The sequence below is a fragment of the Amycolatopsis sp. cmx-11-32 genome (assembly GCF_047608695.1).
In the GTDB taxonomy this organism is placed as follows: domain Bacteria; phylum Actinomycetota; class Actinomycetes; order Mycobacteriales; family Pseudonocardiaceae; genus Amycolatopsis.
The window spans coordinates 229,931-247,735 of record NZ_JADNQN010000009.1; the positions used below are offsets into that span (position 1 = coordinate 229,931).

General features: G+C 69.3%; 14 protein-coding genes. 7 read left to right on the top strand and 7 right to left on the bottom strand.

What is annotated here, in order from left to right:
* Positions 1-5 precede the first annotated feature (5 nt).
* Complete coding sequence (locus ACM6LR_RS26460) at positions 6-434, bottom strand: PaaI family thioesterase (protein ID WP_414938495.1); 429 nt, start codon at positions 432-434, stop codon at positions 6-8.
* 220 nt (positions 435-654) lie between these two features.
* On the opposite strand from ACM6LR_RS26460, the gene polA reads away from it, so the two are divergent.
* From polA to ACM6LR_RS26495, 7 genes are all read left to right on the top strand, one after another.
* Positions 655-3,399: a DNA polymerase I gene (gene polA, locus ACM6LR_RS26465; RefSeq protein WP_414938496.1), complete on the top strand. Its 2,745-nt coding sequence runs from the start codon at positions 655-657 to the stop codon at positions 3,397-3,399.
* Between the two features lie 64 nt (positions 3,400-3,463).
* The gene (locus tag ACM6LR_RS26470; RefSeq protein ID WP_414938497.1) at positions 3,464-5,068 is read left to right on the top strand and encodes a S1 family peptidase; all 1,605 of its coding nucleotides are present in this window, start codon (positions 3,464-3,466) and stop codon (positions 5,066-5,068) included.
* Positions 5,065-7,308: a tetratricopeptide repeat protein gene (locus ACM6LR_RS26475; protein ID WP_414944722.1), complete on the top strand. Its 2,244-nt coding sequence runs from the start codon at positions 5,065-5,067 to the stop codon at positions 7,306-7,308. Before ACM6LR_RS26470 ends, ACM6LR_RS26475 begins: the two co-directional genes overlap by 4 nt.
* 29 nt (positions 7,309-7,337) lie before the next feature.
* Positions 7,338-8,765, top strand: coding sequence for a VWA domain-containing protein (locus ACM6LR_RS26480; protein WP_414944723.1), 1,428 nt, complete (start codon positions 7,338-7,340; stop codon positions 8,763-8,765).
* Positions 8,762-9,850, top strand: a complete 1,089-nt coding sequence (locus ACM6LR_RS26485) for a hypothetical protein (protein WP_414944724.1) — start codon at positions 8,762-8,764, stop codon at positions 9,848-9,850. The genes ACM6LR_RS26480 and ACM6LR_RS26485 overlap by 4 nt, the downstream gene beginning before the upstream one ends.
* The gene (locus tag ACM6LR_RS26490; RefSeq protein WP_414944725.1) at positions 9,847-11,133 is read left to right on the top strand and encodes an ABC transporter substrate-binding protein; all 1,287 of its coding nucleotides are present in this window, start codon (positions 9,847-9,849) and stop codon (positions 11,131-11,133) included. The genes ACM6LR_RS26485 and ACM6LR_RS26490 overlap by 4 nt, the downstream gene beginning before the upstream one ends.
* Positions 11,134-11,146: 13 nt before the next feature.
* Positions 11,147-11,470 (top strand): CU044_2847 family protein, encoded by a 324-nt coding sequence (locus ACM6LR_RS26495; protein ID WP_414938502.1) that lies wholly within the window; start codon positions 11,147-11,149, stop codon positions 11,468-11,470.
* A 69-nt stretch (positions 11,471-11,539) separates the two neighbouring features.
* On the opposite strand, the gene ACM6LR_RS26500 is transcribed toward ACM6LR_RS26495, so the two are convergent.
* From ACM6LR_RS26500 to ACM6LR_RS26525, 6 genes are all read right to left on the bottom strand, one after another.
* Positions 11,540-12,121, bottom strand: a complete 582-nt coding sequence (locus tag ACM6LR_RS26500) for a TetR/AcrR family transcriptional regulator (RefSeq protein ID WP_414938503.1) — start codon at positions 12,119-12,121, stop codon at positions 11,540-11,542.
* Positions 12,118-14,013 carry a YhgE/Pip family protein gene (locus ACM6LR_RS26505; RefSeq protein WP_414938504.1) on the bottom strand — a complete coding sequence of 632 codons (1,896 nt, stop codon included), beginning with the start codon at positions 14,011-14,013 and terminating at the stop codon, positions 12,118-12,120. The genes ACM6LR_RS26500 and ACM6LR_RS26505 overlap by 4 nt, the downstream gene beginning before the upstream one ends.
* Positions 14,010-14,705, bottom strand: coding sequence for an ABC transporter ATP-binding protein (locus tag ACM6LR_RS26510; RefSeq protein WP_414944726.1), 696 nt, complete (start codon positions 14,703-14,705; stop codon positions 14,010-14,012). Before ACM6LR_RS26510 ends, ACM6LR_RS26505 begins: the two co-directional genes overlap by 4 nt.
* Positions 14,706-14,876: 171 nt before the next feature.
* Entirely contained in the window at positions 14,877-15,806 is a 930-nt protein-coding gene (locus tag ACM6LR_RS26515; protein WP_414944748.1) for a GNAT family N-acetyltransferase, read from the bottom strand.
* Between the two features lie 32 nt (positions 15,807-15,838).
* Entirely contained in the window at positions 15,839-16,741 is a 903-nt protein-coding gene (locus ACM6LR_RS26520; protein ID WP_414944727.1) for a GNAT family N-acetyltransferase, read from the bottom strand.
* Entirely contained in the window at positions 16,738-17,601 is an 864-nt protein-coding gene (locus ACM6LR_RS26525; protein ID WP_414938508.1) for a class I SAM-dependent methyltransferase, read from the bottom strand. Before ACM6LR_RS26525 ends, ACM6LR_RS26520 begins: the two co-directional genes overlap by 4 nt.
* Positions 17,602-17,805 lie beyond the last annotated feature (204 nt).

Below are 17,805 nucleotides of genomic sequence, written 5' to 3' on the forward strand. Positions count from 1 at the left end.
GCGGCTCAGGTACCCGGCGGCCGTTCCCGCACCACGCAGGTCAGCCGCGCCGTGCAGGACCGGCGCCCCTGGTCGTCGGTCAGCACGATCTCCGCGGTGACGGTCCCGCGTCCGACGTGCACCGCGGTCGCGACCCCGGTCACCCGTCCGGAGCGGACCGCCCGGTGGTGGGTGCACGAGAGTTCGAGCCCCATCGTCGCTTTGTCGGTGCCGGCGTTGAGCGCGCAGACCATCGAGCCGAGCGCTTCGGCGATGACGGCGTTCGCTCCGCCGTGGAGGAGGCCGTAGGGCTGGAGGTTGCCCTCTACCGGGATGCTGCCCACGACGCGTTCGGGACTGAATTCGCTGATCTCGAGCCCGAGTTTGTCGTTGAGCTGCTGGCCGGCGAAGGCCGGGTCGATCCCGGCGAAGGATTCGAGGGCTTGTTCGGTCACACAGAGCTCCTTAACATCGTGAACCCGCGACCGCGCTCGCGTCGCCAGGGCGCACGTTATCGAGTTTTTCTCACGTCCTGCCGACCGGCGCCCTGCCGCCCCTGATCGCGGGGCCTTCGGCCAGGCGGGTTCCTGCGCTGAGGAGCCGAGCAGCTCCGCCGACAGGCCGCAAACGACACGACAGGTAGAACTGTCAGACCCTCACCCTAGACTCGCTCCCGTGAGCCCGAGTGAGAACACGACCATTGCCAACGCCACACCTGCCACCGCACCGGCCGAGCGGCCCAAACTGCTGCTGATCGACGGCCATTCGATGGCGTATCGCGCGTTCTACGCGCTGCCCGCGGAGAACTTCAAGACGAAGACCGGGCAGACGACGAACGCGGTATTCGGGTTCACCTCGATGCTCATCAACCTGCTGCGCGACGAAGCGCCGAGTCACCTCGCCGTGGCGTTCGACCTCTCCCGTAAGACGTTCCGCTCGGAGACTTTCGCGGAGTACAAGGCCAACCGCAGTGCCACACCGGACGAGTTCAAGGGCCAGGTCGGGCTGGTCGAGGACGTGCTGAAGGTCCTCGGCATCCCCGCGCTGACCAAGGAGAACTACGAAGCCGACGACATCATCGCCACGCTCACGACACAGGCGACCGCCGAAGGTTTCGACGTCCTCATCTGTACGGGTGATCGTGACGCGCTCCAGCTGGTGACCGACCAGGTCACCGTGCTGTACCCGAAGCGCGGCGTGTCCGAGATGACCCGGTTCACCCCGGAGGCGGTCGAGGAGAAGTACGGCCTCACCCCGGCGCAGTACCCGGACTTCGCCGCGCTGCGTGGCGACCCCTCGGACAACCTGCCCAGCATCCCGGGCGTCGGCGAGAAGACTGCCGCGAAGTGGATCAGGCAGTTCGGGTCCTTCAACGAGCTGATCGACAGGGTCGACGAGGTCAAGGGCAAGGTCGGCGACGCGCTGCGCGAGCACCTCGGCGCCGTGATGCTGAACCGCCAGCTCACCGAGCTGATCCGCGACGTCGAGCTGGAGGTAGGCCCGACCGGCCTCGAGTTGCGCCCCTGGGATCGCGAAGCCGTGCACGCGCTGTTCGACGAGCTCGAGTTCCGTGTCCTGCGTGACCGTCTCTTCGCGACCCTGCAGAGTGCTGAGCCGGAGGCGGAAGAGGGCTTCGAGGTCAAGGGCGCGAAGCTCGCTCCGGGCGCGCTTCCGGCCTGGCTGTCGGCGCACACCGGGCAGGACAAGCCGGTCGGCCTGGCGTTCCGCACCACCGGTGCCTCGGTCCGCTCCGACCTGAAGGCCATCTCCTTCGCGGCGTCGGACGGCGAAGGCGCGTACGTCGACGTCACCGCGATGGACGTTGAGGACGACAAGGCGCTCACCGCCTGGCTGGCGGACGAGAAGATCCAGAAAATCGGCCACGAGCTCAAGGTGTCGCTGCACGCCGTCCGCGCTCGCGGATGGACGTTCGCCGGGCTCGTCATGGACACCGCGCTCGCGGCGTACCTGGTCCGCCCTGGGCAGCGCACCTTCGAACTCGACGACCTCGCCCTGCGGTATCTGCACCGCGAGCTGCGCTCGGAGGCCGACACCGGCGATGGCCAGCTGTCGCTGCTCGACGGCGGCGGCGCCGAGGACATGGAGCAGAAGGAGATCCAGGCCGAGCTGGTCAGGGCCCGCGCGGTCGCCGAACTGGCGGGCGCGCTGACCAAGGAGCTCGGGGAACTCGGCGGCGCCCAGCTGCTCGTCGAGCTGGAACTGCCGCTGCTGCAGGTGATCACCGGCCTCGAAGCGGCGGGTATCGCGGTCGACATCGAGCACCTGACGGATCTGGAATCGCATTACCTCAGCCGGGTCACCCAGGCCGCCGACGAGGCGTACGCGGTCATCGGCAAGCAGGTCAACCTCGGTTCGCCGAAGCAACTGCAGGTGATCCTGTTCGACGAGCTCGGCATGCCGAAGACCAAGCGCACCAAGACCGGCTACACCACCGACGCCGAGGCGCTGCAGAGCCTGTTCGAGAAGACCGAGCACCCGTTCCTGCAACACCTGCTGGAGCACCGGGACGCGACCCGGCTGCGCACCACGGTCGAGGGCCTGATCAAGTCGATCGCCGACGACGGCCGCATCCACACCACGCTGCTGCAGACGATCGCCGCCACCGGACGGCTCTCCTCGGTCGACCCGAACCTCCAGAACATCCCGATCCGCACCGAGGAAGGCCGCCGCATCCGCGACGCGTTCGTCGTCGGGGACGGGTACGCCGAGCTGATGACGGCGGACTACAGCCAGATCGAAATGCGGATCATGGCGCACCTGTCGCAGGACGAGGGGCTTATCCAGGCCTTCAACAGCGGCGAAGATCTGCACACGTTCGTGGCGTCGCGCGCGTTCTCACTGCCGCCGGAGGAGATCACGCCGGAACTGCGGTTCCGGGTCAAGGCGATGTCGTACGGCCTGGCGTACGGGCTTTCGGCGTACGGGCTTTCGCAGCAGCTGCGGATCTCGACCGAAGACGCCAAGGAACAGATGGAGGCGTACTTCTCCCGTTTCGGCGGCGTGCGCGACTACCTCCATTCGGTCGTGGGAGACGCGGCGAAGGTCGGTTACACCGAAACGATCTTCGGTCGCCGCCGGTATCTGCCGGACCTCAACAGCGATAATCGTCAGCGCCGCGAAATGGCCGAGCGGATGGCGCTCAACGCTCCCATTCAGGGCAGCGCGGCCGACATCATCAAGGTCGCCATGCTCAATGTGCACCGCGCGCTGACCGAGGCGAAATTGAAGAGCCGCGTGCTGCTGCAGGTCCACGACGAACTCGTCCTCGAGGTCGCCGACGGCGAGCGTGAGCAGCTGGAAGCCTTGGTGCGCCAGGGAATGGGCTCGGCCTACGAGCTGGCCGTCCCGCTGGAGGTCTCTGTCGGATACGGGCGGTCCTGGAACGACGCCGCGCATTAGGCCTCGTGAGTGGTAATGACGGTTGGAACCGTCATTACCACTCACGATCGGTAGGGTCTTCCGGGTGACTTCCGAGCGCAGACGCTGGCGGGTGCGGCTGCGTGATCATCGTGGGCGGATCCTGGGTGCCGGGACCATGCTCGACGGTGAACACCTCCTCACCTGCGCTCACGTGATCGAAGGCGAAGACGAAATCAGCGTGGATTTCGTGGCGCTCCCCGGCGTGGAGTGCGGAATCGCCACGGTCGTCACGCAGGCGGCGCCCATCGGAGACGACGGCGGGGACATCGCGCTGCTCCGATTGCGTGACCCCGAGGAACAGCTCATCGGTGCCCCGCTCCATCGCACAGCTCTCGAAGACAACCAGCGCGTGCGCGCGTACGGCTTCCCGCACGGTTCGGACGGCATGTGGTCGCTGGCGACCGTCGTCGGCGACGGCGGGCACGGTCTCGAGCGTGTCCAGTTGCACCGGACTCCGGATGCCGAGCCGATCACCCACGGGTTCAGCGGTGCCGCGGTGATCTCGGACAGGACCGGGCACGTCGTCGGCATGGTCGCGACCCGGTACGCGACCGAGGCCGCCCGCGTTTCCTGGATGATCCCGGTCGAGACCATGCTCGGTTACCTGCCGGAACTGCGCCGCTGGGCCGAGGGAAGCCCGGCGATCGACCCCAGTTTCTTCCAGTACCCGGAACCGCCCGCGATCGACGTGCTGTTCGCCCGCGAACTCGCCCGCTGGCTCGGCGGGCACGGCCGGTCGGACGTCTGGGTGATCATCATGGGTGCGGACGATTCCGCCGTCGCGGCCTCGTTGCGCCGCGCGATCGTCCTCGCCGACCGGGAACACGGCGCGGGGCGGAGCGCGTCCGGGCCGACGGTGCCGCCGGTGGGCAGCGTCGTCCTCGCCGTCGACGCGGTCGGCAAGACCGCCGACGAGGTCCGCCGCCGCATCTCCGAACGGCTCGACGTCGCCACGGATTCGCCCGCAGGCCGTCACGGCACCGGCCGGACCGTCGTCGTCTACGGGATCGACGAGTCGGCCGAACCGGACAAGCTCGTCGGCGAGGTGCTGGTGCCGCTGGCCCAGCGCGCGCACGAACTCGGGCTTCGGCTCGCACTGGCCTTCCGTGAGGAGACCTCACCGGGGGTGAGTGTGGTCCGGTCGAGCACCGATGTCCTGACCGCCGACGAGGACGACATCGAGGGCCGCCTCGCCCTGGTGGAGACCCGGCTGGACGAACTCGCCCGGCTGGAGAAGGTCAACCGTCGAGACACGTCCCGATTCACCGGCGCCCCGGAGACCGAAGCCAAGGCCCGGCGGCTGAAAGGCGCGTTGACGCAACTGCGGTCGGCGGCGCAGGACGGCGAACCCGAGTGGGTGAAACGGCACTTGCCCGCCTGTGAGCGGACCGTGGCGAGGGCGGGGGAACGCGCCCTCGACCTCCGCCGTCTCCTCGACGAGAACCTCGCCCGGCGCGCGGAACTTCGCGCCCGGCTCGACGCGTACGGCGAGATGGCCCGTAACAGCGGCCTCGTCGAAGACGTCGAACTCGATGCCGCCTACGCACCCGCCTGGCGGATGCTCTTCGAAGGACCGTGCGACCTCGGGGCCGCGGCGGCCGCCGTCGAGCAGTACGCGGACACCGTACGGAAACGGATCGACGGATGATGGCCTGCGGACGGGCCGGCTGCCCGGGTGTGCTCGGCAAGACCGGTTTCTGCAAAGTCTGTGGGCTGGCGCCCGGAGAGCCGGAGGAGCCCGTGCGGCCGGTCGAGCCGACCTTGGTGATCCTCGGCCCGGACGAGGCGCCGACCAGGACCACCGGCACGCTGCTCACCCGCTCCCAGCAGATGGCGGGCCACGCGACCGCGGACGACCGTGTCCCGCTGCCGATCGTCGAACTCCCCGCTGTCGCCGGCCGTCTGCTGACCGTGCCGCACGTGCCGGAGGAGGAACGGTTCTGCGGTAAGCACGGTTGCACCCGCACCCCGGTCGGCCGCTCGATCGGCGGCAGGCCCGCACCGGTCGAGGGCTTCTGCCCGGTCTGCGGTACGCCCTTCTCGTTCTCGCCGAAGCTCGCGGCGGACGACGTGGTCGACGGCCGCTATCACGTGCTCGGCTGTGTCGCCCGCGGTGGCCTGGGTTTCGTCTACCTGGCAACGGATTCCGGTCTCGACGGCAGGCACGTCGCGCTCAAGGGCCTGATCAACACGAACGACACCGCCGCCGACAAGCTCGCGAGGAACGAAAGCCAGGTGCTCATCGCGCTCGAGCATCCGAACATCGTCCGGATCCTCAACGTGGTCGAGCACGAGGGCGCCCGCTACATCGTCATGGAGTTCATCGACGGCCTTTCGCTGAGGGAGATCAAGAACCGCGGCCGGGCCGGGCTGGATTCCAGCGAGGGACGGTTGCTGGTCGAGCATGTCGTGGCGTACGGCCGCGAGATCCTGACCGCGCTCGACTACCTGCACGGTGAGGGCTTGCTGTACTGCGACATGAAGCCGGACAACGTGATCCACGGTGAGAAGCGGATCAAGGTCATCGATTTCGGCGCCATCAGGAAGATCGCCGACGACGAAAGTCCGGTCGTCGGAACCGAGCACTACCAGGTGTCCCAGCGAGAACGGAAGAAACACGGGCTCACCGTCCGGTCCGACATCCACACCGTCGGCGTGACGTTGCGGGAACTCTTCCAGGCCAGTGACGGCTGGTCGGTCACACTCGACGCGCGCGGGGTCCGGTTCGGCATCGAATCGTTCATCCGTGTCCTCGACCGCGCGGTCGCTCCGTTCGCGCAGCGGTTCGCGACCGCCCGCGAGATGCTGGTCCAGCTCGACGGCGTGCTGGGCGAGATTCTTTCCCTGCGGGACAGGCAATCCCGGCCGGTCGGATCGACGTTGTTCACCGAAGGATCGGTACTGCTCGACGCGGGACTCGGCCAGGCGCCGCCGCTGGAGCACTGGACGCGGGGGACATCTGTCTCGCTCGGCGACCGGCCGAGCGCCGCGGAGATCGCCGTCGGCCTGCCTCTGCCGCGTGAAGATCCGGAAGACGCTCAGACGAATTTCCTCCGCGCGGTCCGTGCCCCCGACGCGGCGCGGCTGCTGAAGAAACTCGACAAGGTGCCCGGTTCGGCCGAGGTCGAGTTCCGCCGGTGCCGGGCGCGGTTGGAACTCGGGGCGACCGTCGAAGCGGCGTTGGCGGTGGCGGCGGCCGAACGGCTGCTCGGTGAGCGCGCCGCCCACGACTGGCGGGTGGCCTGGCATCGCGGTCTCCTCGCGCTCGGCGTCGGCGATTTCGCCGCGGCCAAAGAGAGTTTCGACGCCGTGTACCGCGACATTCCCGGTGAGGAGCCGCCGAAACTCGCGCTCGGCCTCTGTGAGGAGCACCTGAACGGCGCGGCCGCCGCCGAGCGGTACTACGACGCGTTGTGGGCACGGGACCGGTCCCAGGTCAGCGCGGCGTTCGGGCTCGCGCGGGTCCGGCTGCTGCGGGGCAACCGCGCCGCCGCCGTCGAGATCCTCGACCAGGTCCCGGAATTCTCGCGCTACGACGAGGCCGCCCGGATCGCCGGGGTGCGGGTGCTGTCCGCACCGATGCCGGGGACCGGGGATCTCCCGTCGTCGGCCGAACTCGACGACGCCGTGGTCCGGCTGTCCGCTTTGGACCTCGACGGCGACGCCTTCGACAGACTGGTGACGGCCGTGCGTGAGACCGCGCTGGCGGGGGTGCTCACCGGGCAGGACGGGATCACCGACGGCGAGATCCTGCGTTCCACTGAGCCGGGCGCTCGCACGGTGCTGGACAAGTCGTACCGGCGGCTCGCCCATCACGCGCCCACGCCCGGAACGCACGACGTCCTGATCGACCTCGCCAATTCGGTGAGACCGGTAACCCTGGTGTGACCGGTAGCGCTGGGAAGAAAGGGGGAACGATGCGCGGGGAGCCGAGTCTTGGCCTCGAAGTGCACCAGAACAAGTTCCTGGCCGAAGGGGACCGGGCGATGACCGCGATCGTCCGTGTCGTTTCACGCGGCGGCGAAGCGCCCGTCGCCAGGATGGCCGCCGAGGTCCTGATGATCGACTGCTCCAGTTCGATGCGCTTCCCCAGCACCAAGATCGGTGAGGCCCGGCGAGCGGCCGCGGTGGCCATCGACGTCCTTCCCGACGGTGTGCGTTTCGCCGTCATCCAGGGCACCGACATCGCGAAGGTGATCTACCCGGCCGAGAACGGCCTGGTGACCGCTTCCGAGCGGACGCGGGCGGAGGCGCGTGCCGCGGTCGAACATCTCGCCGCGGTCGGCGGCACCGCCATGGGCGCCTGGCTCGCCAAGGCACGCGACCTCTTCGAAGGCGTGCCCGACGCCGTCCGCCACGCGATCCTCCTCACCGACGGCCGCAACGATTCGCAGACCAGAGCCGACCTGCTGAGCGTGCTGAACGGCTGCGAGGGCCGGTTCGTCTGCGACATCAGGGGAATCGGCGACGGATGGGAGCCGGCTGAGCTCACCCTGATCGGCCGGGTGCTGCGCGGGAACGTCGACTCCGTCGTCGACGACGACAAGCTCGCCGAGGACTTCCGGCAGCTCGTCGAGAGCGCGATGACGAAGGTGCTGCCCGAGGTCCGGCTGCGTATCGGCACCATGCCGTTCAGCAGGCTGCGGTCGGTCAAGCAGGTGTTCCCGGACGAGTACGACCTCACCGACAGGTGCCAGGAGATCGCCGTCCGCGAGGTGGAGCTCTCGCTCGGTTCGTTCGCGAGCGAAGAGACACGCGACTACCAGCTGATCCTCGACCTCGATCCCGACCTCGAACCCAGCCACGGACGGGACCGTCAGCTGGCGTGGACGGAACTCGTGTCCGTTCCCGGTGCCAAGACGGAGGAGGACGCGCTGGCCATCGCCGGACAATGGACACACGACCCTGTCCCGCCGACGAAGGTCAACGCGCTCGTTTCCCGGTACGCCGAACGAAACGCTCTCAGTGAGGCGCTCGCCGCCGGAAGCGAAGCCTGTACGACAGGCGATCGTGCCACCGCCGAACGCGAGTTGGGTAGGGCGTTCTCCTTGGCGACCGCGCTGCGCGACGAGAACATGCTCGATCGCCTCAGAGCCGTCTTGGAGGTCCTCGAGGAGGAGGGCGTCGTGCGCCTGCGCGACAACGTGCCACGCTCCGCCCTCATGCACCTCGTCATCGCCACGGGGGTTTCGGAAATCGCTCCGGCACCGGAAGATCGGCCGATGCCCGAAGCCGCGCCCGCCGACGCGCCACCGGTCACCTGTGCCGTCTGCCACGCGCTGTCCCCCGCCGGGGTGAACTTCTGCGTCGGCTGCAGAAGAGCGTTCGGCGAGGCGGCTTCGTGACGGCGACCCGGGTACGGCTGGTCCGGCTCCGTACGGCCCTGCTGGCGCTCACCTTCGCGGTCCTGGTGCTATCGCTGTGGGCGTTCCACAGTGTCCAGAGGACCGCGGAGACCGTCCGCGACCGGACTTCGCATGCGGTGCTCGAAGTGACCGCCGCGCGGGCCGCGCTGGTGGCCGCGGACGCCGCCGCGGTCACCAGTTTCGCCTCCGGTGAGGCGAAACTCGCCGGCCCTGGGCAGGAATACTCGAATCAGCTGGCGCTGGCGAGCCAGAGTCTCGCGCGGATCGCGGAGTCCAACCAGGCGGGTGAGACCGGCGGCAACGCGTTGCAGGTGGTGGAAGGCCAGGTCGCGGCCTACTCGGGCTCCATCGGGCAGGCCGACGTGCACTTCCGCCAGCCGGACGCCCCCGTGCTCGGCGCGGCCGACCTGTGGCATGCCTCGCGGTTGCTGCACGCGCCTGGCGGTGTCCTGGACGAGCTGGAGACGTTGCAGGGCAGGCAACGTGAGGCGCTGAACCAGCAGCTGTCGTCCACCGGGGTGAGTCTCGCGACGCTCCCGTTGTGGCTTCTTCCGGTCCTGGCCCTTCTGGCGCTGCTGGTACTCACCCAGCTGTATCTGAAGAAACGCTTCCGCCGCCTGGTGAATTTCCCGCTGCTCGCGGCGGCTCTGCTGGTCGCCACGATCGGGATGGCCTTGGTGTTCACCATGATCAGCCGCGGCCGGCTGGATTCGGTGGCGATGCGGCTCGATGGCGTCGCCGCCGCCCGGGACGCGCAGATCCAGGCAGCCGACGACGCGGGTCAGCGACGGCTCGCCGACCTGCTGAGCGACTACTGCGACGAGGAGCAGGGATGCGGAGTGACCGCCGACGAATTCCGGATGAGGGCAGGACAGACCAGCAACGTGGAGACGGACAACACGAGGGTGGCGACGGCGGGTACCAAGGCCGTGGCGGCCGACGCCTCCGAAGCGGCCGAATCCGGCGGGCGGGAGATCCTGATCCCGGTGGGCACCCTGCTCGCGGGCGGCCTCATCTTGCTCGGAATGCACGCCAGGGTCGAGGAATACCGGTACCGCCCGTGAAACGGTCGCTGGCCTTGATGATGGCGCTGTCGCTGCTCGCGGGAGGCTGCTCGGCGCCTGCCGACGACGGGCCGGTCGTCGTGCTCGCGTCGTGGACCGGGGCCGAAGGGGACGCGTTCCGGCAGGTGCTAAACGCTTTCAAGGCCGACACCGGAATCACCTATCTCTATCAGGGCACCCGTGCCGTCGACCAGGTGCTCGCCTCGGACGTCCAGCGCGGCACGCCGCCGGACGTGGCCGTCCTGCCCAACGCCGGGGTGCTGGCGAAGTACCAGAAGTCGGGTGATCTGCTGCCGCTCGGCGACGATCTCTCGGCCGCCGTCACGCGGTCCTTCAGCCCGCAATGGGTCACTCTGCAGAAGATCGGCACCCAGAAACTGCACACGGTCGCGGTGAAGGCCGATCTCAAAAGTGTGATCTGGTACAACCCGGCCAGGCTGACCGGGATCCGCCCGACGACGTTCGACGGCCTCCGCACGTACTCCGCCGCGTTGACAGCCGCGGGCGGTACGCCGTGGTGCGTCGGGATGGGCGCCCCGCCCACCTCGGGCTGGCCGGGAACCGACTGGATCGAGGACATCCTGCTGCACTCGGCGGGGCCCGAGAAATACTGGCGATGGGCGTCCGGCAGTCTGGAGTGGACGTCACCGGAGGTCAAACAGGCTTGGCTCGACTGGGGTTCCTTGCTCGAATCCGCCGCGATCCGCGGCGGCACCGCGGCCGCGCTGCTGACCGAGTTCGGCGACGCGGGAAAGTCGATGTTCGCCAGCCCACCGGGCTGCGTTCTCGAACACCAGCCGTCGTTCATCGTCAGCCGCTACGAGAAGGCCAAGCGGGCCGACGGAACGGCACCGAAGCTCGGAGCCGATTTCGACTTCCTCACTTTCCCGGGGCGCGACGTCTCCGAGGTCACCGCCGACCTCGCCGGGATGTTCCAGGACAACCCGCGGGCCCGGAAGCTGATCGAATACCTCGCTTCGGAGAAGGCACAGCGGATCTGGCCGTCGATCCCGGGTGCGAGCGCGTTCTCCGCCAACCGGGATCTCGGGCTCGACGTCTACACCGACCAGGTGCGCCGAAAGGTCGCGGACACGCTCACCTCGGCACCGGCACTGTGTTTCGACGCCTCCGACCTGATGCCCGCGACGATGACCGGCGCGTTCTACCGTGCCGTCCTGGAGTACCTGAGCAACCGGGACCGGCTGGACATCCTGCTGAGACAGCTCGACGACATCCGGAAGAGCATCCAGTCCGGCGAGTGGTTGAAGATCCAATGTGGATAGTGAAGGAGCATCGGTGAACGATCTGGCGCGGTTCCCGCTCGAAGGCGGCGGTTCGGTGGTCGTCGAGATCGACCCCGTCCCCGGCACCTCCCGGGTCTCCCGGCGCGACGACCTGGTCGAGGACGTCAAGGGCTCCTTCGAGGCGGCGCTGGCGAACGTGAAGGACGCGGCCGCGGCGGCGCTGGACACCTTCCGGTCGATGGCCAAAGGACCGGACGAGGTCGAGCTCAAGTTCGGCGTCAAGCTGACCGCGCAGGCGGGTGCGGTGATCGCGAAAACGGGGCTGGAGGGGAACTTCGAGGTCAAGCTGAAGTGGGTCCGGGACCCGGGGAGCTGAAGGGGCCCTTCCCCGCATAAGACGCGGTGAGGGTCGCTTTCCCCGCATGTGATGCGGGGAAAGCGTCCTTCAGCTCTTGCCGAGACCCCGGATCAGGACCAGCACCGATTCCCGGACGTCGGCGCGGGTCCGCTTCGGTTGGAACACCTGCCAGTCCAGCGCGACCACCAGCATCGTGCCGAACAACCCGGCCGCGGCCGTCTGGATCTGGACGCCGTCGGGCAGCCGCCCGGCGGCGTCCAGCCGGTGGAGTTGTTCGCGCACGATCGAAATGATCTCCTCGCGCAGCAAGGTCAGCGTCTCGTGCCACGTGCCGGGTGTGCGCCACATCTCGCTGACCAGGATCTGTGAGAAACCGGGGTATTCGGCGATGAACTCCAGCGCACCGTCCACTTGGGACTCGATGACGTCCATCGGGTCGCCGTCGCCGGTGGCCGCGCGCAGCCGGTCCGCGAGCACACCGACCCCGTACCGGAGCAGTGCGTCGACAAGACCGTCTTTGCTGCCGAAGTTGTAGTAGACGGTGCCTTTCGCGACCTTCGCCTCGGCCGCGATGTCGTCGACCGTCAGCCCGACGAGGCCGCGGCTGGCCGACAGCCGCAAGGTCGCCTCGAACAGTTTCTGCTTCGTCGCCGCACCCCGGGTGGTCACAACGCCAGCTCGGGTTTCAGCGCCGAAACCGTCCAGGTGCGCCGTTTCCACGCGGCCAGCGTCGAGACCAGGATGCCGCCGACGAGGTAGGCGAGCAGGACACCGATGTCACCGAGGATCTCCATCGACGCGCCACTGTAGAGCAGGTTCCGGAACCCGTCGATCGCATAACCCATCGGCAGCACGATATGCAGTGGGTAGAGCGCGTCCGGGATGGTCTGCCACGGGAACGTCCCACCCCCGCTGACCAGTTGCAACACCAGCAGCACCAGGCCGAGGAACTTCCCGACCGCGCCGAAGAAGGCGTTGAGCGCGTGCACCACGGAGGTGAAGGTGAGCGACACCAGTACGGCGAACCCGATCGCGCCGAGCGGATGCGCGACGTCGATGCCGACCAGCCAGGTCACCGCGCCGAACAGCACGATCACCTGCGCGATCCCCAGCAGGGCCGAAGGCAGCCAGCCGCCGAGCGCGACCTTGAACGGCGACGCGCCGGCGGTCAGCGCGCGGGTCGAGAGCGGGCGCAGCAACAGGAACAGCACGAACGCGCCGATCCAGGTGGCGAGGGAGATGAAGAACGGGGCGAGGCCCGCGCCGTAGGTTCCGGCCGAAGCGACACCGGAGGAGTTGACCGCCACCGGATCGGCGATGGTGTTCGCGGTGGCCGCGCGGGTGGGGTCGTCCGGGTTCGGGATCTCCTTGAGCCCGGCGGCGAGCCCGTCGCGAAGCTGCACCGCGCCATCGGCGAGCTGGTTCGTCCCGGTGACCGCGGACTTCTCCCCGTCGTTCAGCTTCGCGGCGCCGTCGCGGATCTTGGCCGACGCGTCGGCGGCCTGCGCGATGCCGCTGGTGAGCTGCGGTGTCGCCGAGGCCAGCTCGTGCGCGCCGTCGGACACCTGGCGGGCACCGGAGGCGAGCTGGGTGAGCTGGCTGTTCGCGCCCTGGATCTTCGTGTTCGCCTCGTCCACCGGCGACCTGAGCTGGTCCAGGCGGCCCAGGATCTCCTGCACGTCGGTCTCGGGGACACCGGCTTCGCGCAGGTCCTGCGCGAGCCGGGTGCGGTAGCCGTCGAGCTTCGCCTGGATGTCGCCGGACGCCGTGGCGGCCAGCGAGGCCGCGACGGCGACCTTCTGGTTCCCGTCGGCGACCTGACCGGCCCCGTCGGCGAGTTTCTTCGTCTGGGCGGGTAGTTGAGCGGTGCCGGACTTCAGGGTGCCGAGCCCGGTGGCCAGCTGCGAGCTGCCGGAGGCGAGCTGGGACGCGCCGTCGGCCAGTTGCTGCTGACCGGATTTGAGCTTGCCCGCGCCGTCGGCGAGCTGTGCGGCGCCCGTCGAGGCTTCTTGGGTCTTGCCGTAAATGGTGGAGAAGCCGATGAGGAACTTGTCCGCGGCCTCGCTGCCGACCTTCTCCGCGATCGTCTTGCGGACCTGTTCGGCCACCTGTTTCGCGATGGTGCCGGAGAGGTAGTTGTTGGCGTCGTTGGTGGTCAGCGTGATGGTCGCCTGCTGCGGCTGCAGGTTGCCCGAGGACAGCAGCGCCGCGGAGAAGTCGCGCGGGATGCCGATCGCGAACGAGTAGGTGTCGTCGCGGACGCCTTCGGCGGCTTCTTCGGGGGAGACCTCGTGCCACTGGAAAGTGCCGGACTTGACCAGTTCGTCGGTCACCTCGCGGCCGATGTTGCGTACCGCGCCGGCGGAATCCTTCGAGCCGGCGTCGACGGTGAACATCGCCGCGGGGAGCTTGTCCAGGCGCGAGTACGGGTCGTAGTTCGCGTAGAGGTAGAAGGACGCGTACAGCAGCGGCACCAGGACGAGCGCGACCAACGCGAGCTTCGGCAGGGTGCCGCTGCTCAGCCGGCGCAGTTCGTTGCCGGCGATCCGGACGGGGTTCATTCCTGGTCTCCTGAAGTCTTCTCAGTCTCTTCGGTGTCGTCCGGCTCGGCGGGCGGCTCGATCGGCGCGCAGCGCACGGGATCGGGCTGCTCGAGGGCACCGCACAGGGCGGGCCTCGCCGGCAGGGCCGAAACCGGGGTGGTGGCGGTCAGCACGATGACGGCGAGGCCGCGCTCGGCATGCTCGCGGGCGAGCCGCGCCCAGCTGTCGACGTCGCTGGTGTGCCTGTCCGGGGTGTCGAGCACGAGGACGCCGACGCCCTCGCGGCCCGCGGCGAGCTCGGTGAGCAGCCGGGTGCGTGTCACCGCCGCGATGTTCTCGAAACGCGTGGTGGCGAAGGCGGCGGCGTCGTGCTCGGCCAGCCAGCTCGCGACGGCGGCCTTGTTCGCCGGGCGCTTCGCCAGTTCGAGTTCCTCCCCGACGACCACCTGCAGCGACAGCGCGTCGTCCGGCTCGCTCACCCCGGGGGAGTCGACGATCGCCACGACCTTCCGCGGGTCGCCGCCCTCGACGGTCACCGTCCCGGTGGCGGGCTTCAGCCTGCCGGCCAGCGCCAGCCCGAAGGCCGTCACGCCGACTCCCGGCTCGCCGTGCACGATCGCCAGCTCACCGTGCGAAACGGTGAGGGAGGTGGGTGACAGCAACGTGCCGTGGGGCCCGGTGACGGACACCCTGTCGGCTTGAACCCGCACGAAGAACTCCCAGGTCGGTGACTCACGAAACTTTTGAACTGACTGGTCAGTTCAAAAGCTAGTCCTGACCTGGGAGGTACACAACCGCACGGGGCCCACGTCACACGCAAGGGTGACGAAACCGCCGCAAACCGGACGGGTCAGCGCCTTCCTTTGGCTAGCACAGTTCGGCTAGCGCAGGGCCGAAGCCGGATGGACCTCCCAGGACGTCCACAGTGGACGATAACCCTGCCGGTGCCAGAACACCGAAGAGAGCGGGTTGGTCGGGTTGTAGTAGAGATACGTGCCGTCCGCGCCGTCGGCGTCGAACTCCTTGTGCACCACGGACATCAGTGTGCGCCCGAGGCCGCTTCCGCGCTGGCCGGGCACGGTGACGACGTTGTTGACGTAACCCCAGCGGCCGTGGGGGAGGAGTTCGGCCTCGGCGGACCCCGGCGTCGACGCGATCCAGGCGGCGTGCGCGAACGCCGCGATCTCGCCGCGCCGCTCCGCCAGCCACAGCAACGGGACGTCCTTGTCGAGGGCGAGTTCCAGGCCGGGGGCGAGCAGGGCGCCGGCGTTGGAGCGGTGCCGGGTGGCGACCTGGCCGATGTAGTCGTGCGTCGACACGGCCATCGCGAGCACGTCCTCGAAGTCGTCCGGCCGTGCCCGGCGGACGGCCACGCCGTCGTCGGCGGGTTCCTCGCGATGGCTGCCGGTGCGCACGGCGAGCGCCGACATCGGCACCAGGCCGTGGTCGAGGAAGGCACGGATCGCCTCGGCGTCCCGGCTCGGCCAATTGACCACGCAGGACGAATCCTCGCCGGGGGATTCGGCGTCCATCCACGTCCGCCACGCGCGCAGCAGCATGTCCATGCCCTCGGTGCCGGTGTTCCCGATGAACGGGAACAACTGGCGGACGTCGGCGGCGGACCAGAGCAGCGGGACGTCGTCCGGGCCGTGCAGCTGGCGCTGCACCACTCCGGTGACCTGGATCCCGGCGGAGGTGGCGGCGTCCACGCGTTCGCCCGCCACCGGCGGCGGGGCGGCTTCGGGCAGCAGCCGGTCGATCGCCGCGAACCGCGTCCGGTGCGCGTCGAACAACGTCTTCTCGATATCCATCCCGCCCCCAGGGTCGACCGCGCCGATCACCGCTACCGCAGGGCCGTGGCCGGGCTCACCGCCCAAGTCGTCCACAGCGGACGGTAACCCTGCCGGTGCCAGAAAACCGGGGAAAGCGGATTGGTCGGATTGTACGAGAGGAAGGTACCGCGCAACGACGGCGAGAACAGTCCGTCGTGCGCGACGGCGGTCAGCGCGCGCCCGATCCCGCGTCCCCGCGCGGCGGCGGTGACGGCGAGCGTGCCGACGTAGCCCCACTCGCCGGGCGGCAGCCGTCCGGCGAGCGCGTCACCGGGGATCGGCGAGCGTTTTCCGCCGGTCACCATCCCCATCGTCACGCCTTCTTCTTCGGCGATCCAGACGCGGCCGCCGAACTGCAGCCCGCGGCGGACCTCTTCGGCGAGCAGCGCCTTTGCCCCGGGACGGACGACGCCGTGGCCGACGAACGAGGTGTAACGAAGTTCTTCGAAGCGGAGGTCGACGATCTCCTCCAGGTCACCGCGCGTCGACTCCCGGACGGTCACGCCGGGCACGATGTGCGCCGCCCCCTCGGCGGGCGCGCGGACGGCCAGCGCCAGTTGTGGCGCGAACCCGTGGTCGAGCAGGGCACGCGCGACCACGACGTCGCGGCTCGGCCAGGTGACCGTGCACGACGAATCGGGTTCGGTGTCGGCGAGCGTGATCCGCTCGCGCCAGGAGGAGAGCAGCGCGCTCATCCCCGTGCCGGCGTCGAGGGGGAGGACCGCGGAGAGGATCTGGAGGTGCGCCGGGCTCCAGAGCCGCTGCCACGAACCCGAGGGGAACCGCACGTGCGCGATCGTCCCGGCGGCGCCGCCCGCCTCGACGGGCTCGCCGGGCGGGAGCGGCGGCGACGGCGGAAGCAGCGGGTCGAGCGCGGCGAACCGCGCCCGCTGCTGTCCCGCCGTCGAGGTCATCCCCGTCGGGTGCAGAAGATCGCGGTGCCGGGGAAGAGCTTGCCGCGCAACGGGCTCCACTGCCCCCAGGTGCGGGAGTGGCCCTCCGGCCAGGCGGGCTCGATGAGGTCCGTCAGTGTGAAGCCGGCGTCGGCGAGCGCGCGGACGTAGTCGCCGATGGTGCGGTGATACTCGACGTAGGTCGCGACGCCCTCCTCATCGACCTCGACGTAGGGCGTGCGATCGAAATACGGCTGGGTGACGGTGAGGCCCTGCGGCCCTGGATCGTCGGGGAAGATCCAGCGCATCGGATGGGTCACCGAGAACACCCAGCGGGCACCCGGCCGGAGCACCCGGCGCACTTCGGCGAACACGACGTCCACCGACGCCACGAACGGCACCGCGCCGAAGGCCGAGCACGCCGCGTCGAAGCTCGCGTCGGCGAACGGGAGCGACTCCGCCGTCGCCTGCACGAGCGGGACGGCGGGACCGATCCGCTCGTTGCCCTCCCTCGCGTGCCTCAGCATGCCCGCGGACAGATCGGTCGCCACCGCGTCGGCGCCTCGCGCGGCGAGCCAGCGCGAGCAGGCCGCCTGCCCGCAGCCGACCTCCAGGATCCGCTTGCCGCCGACTTCACCCAGAAGTGCGACGTCGGCCTCGCGGACGCCCTCCGGGCACCAGACGAAGTCCGCGTCGCCGAGGAAGCCGCCGTGGGTCGCTTGGTAGTCGTCGGCGTCGGCGTCCCACCACGCCAGGTTCGCGGCCGTCGCCTCGGGCGCCGAGACCGCCCGGTAGGCGACCCCCGCGGTGCCGAGCCGCTCCTCGGCCTGCGCGTGCCGTTCGGCCGCCGTTGCGTGCTCGGTGGCGGGCTGATGACTCAAACCGATATCCTTTCCCCAGGTCAGGGCTTCGTGGGCCAGTTTATCCGCCCGCCGTGATCGTGGGGGCGACCCTGATTGTGCCGTGTACAGGGGGCCGCGTAGGATATCCGTTAGCGCAGTGGGTTCGCGCTGCTCTTTCCCCCGGTTCGCTCAGCGTCCGGGTCAGGGGGTCGCGCACCGGATGCGGTGATGCTCGCGGTCGTT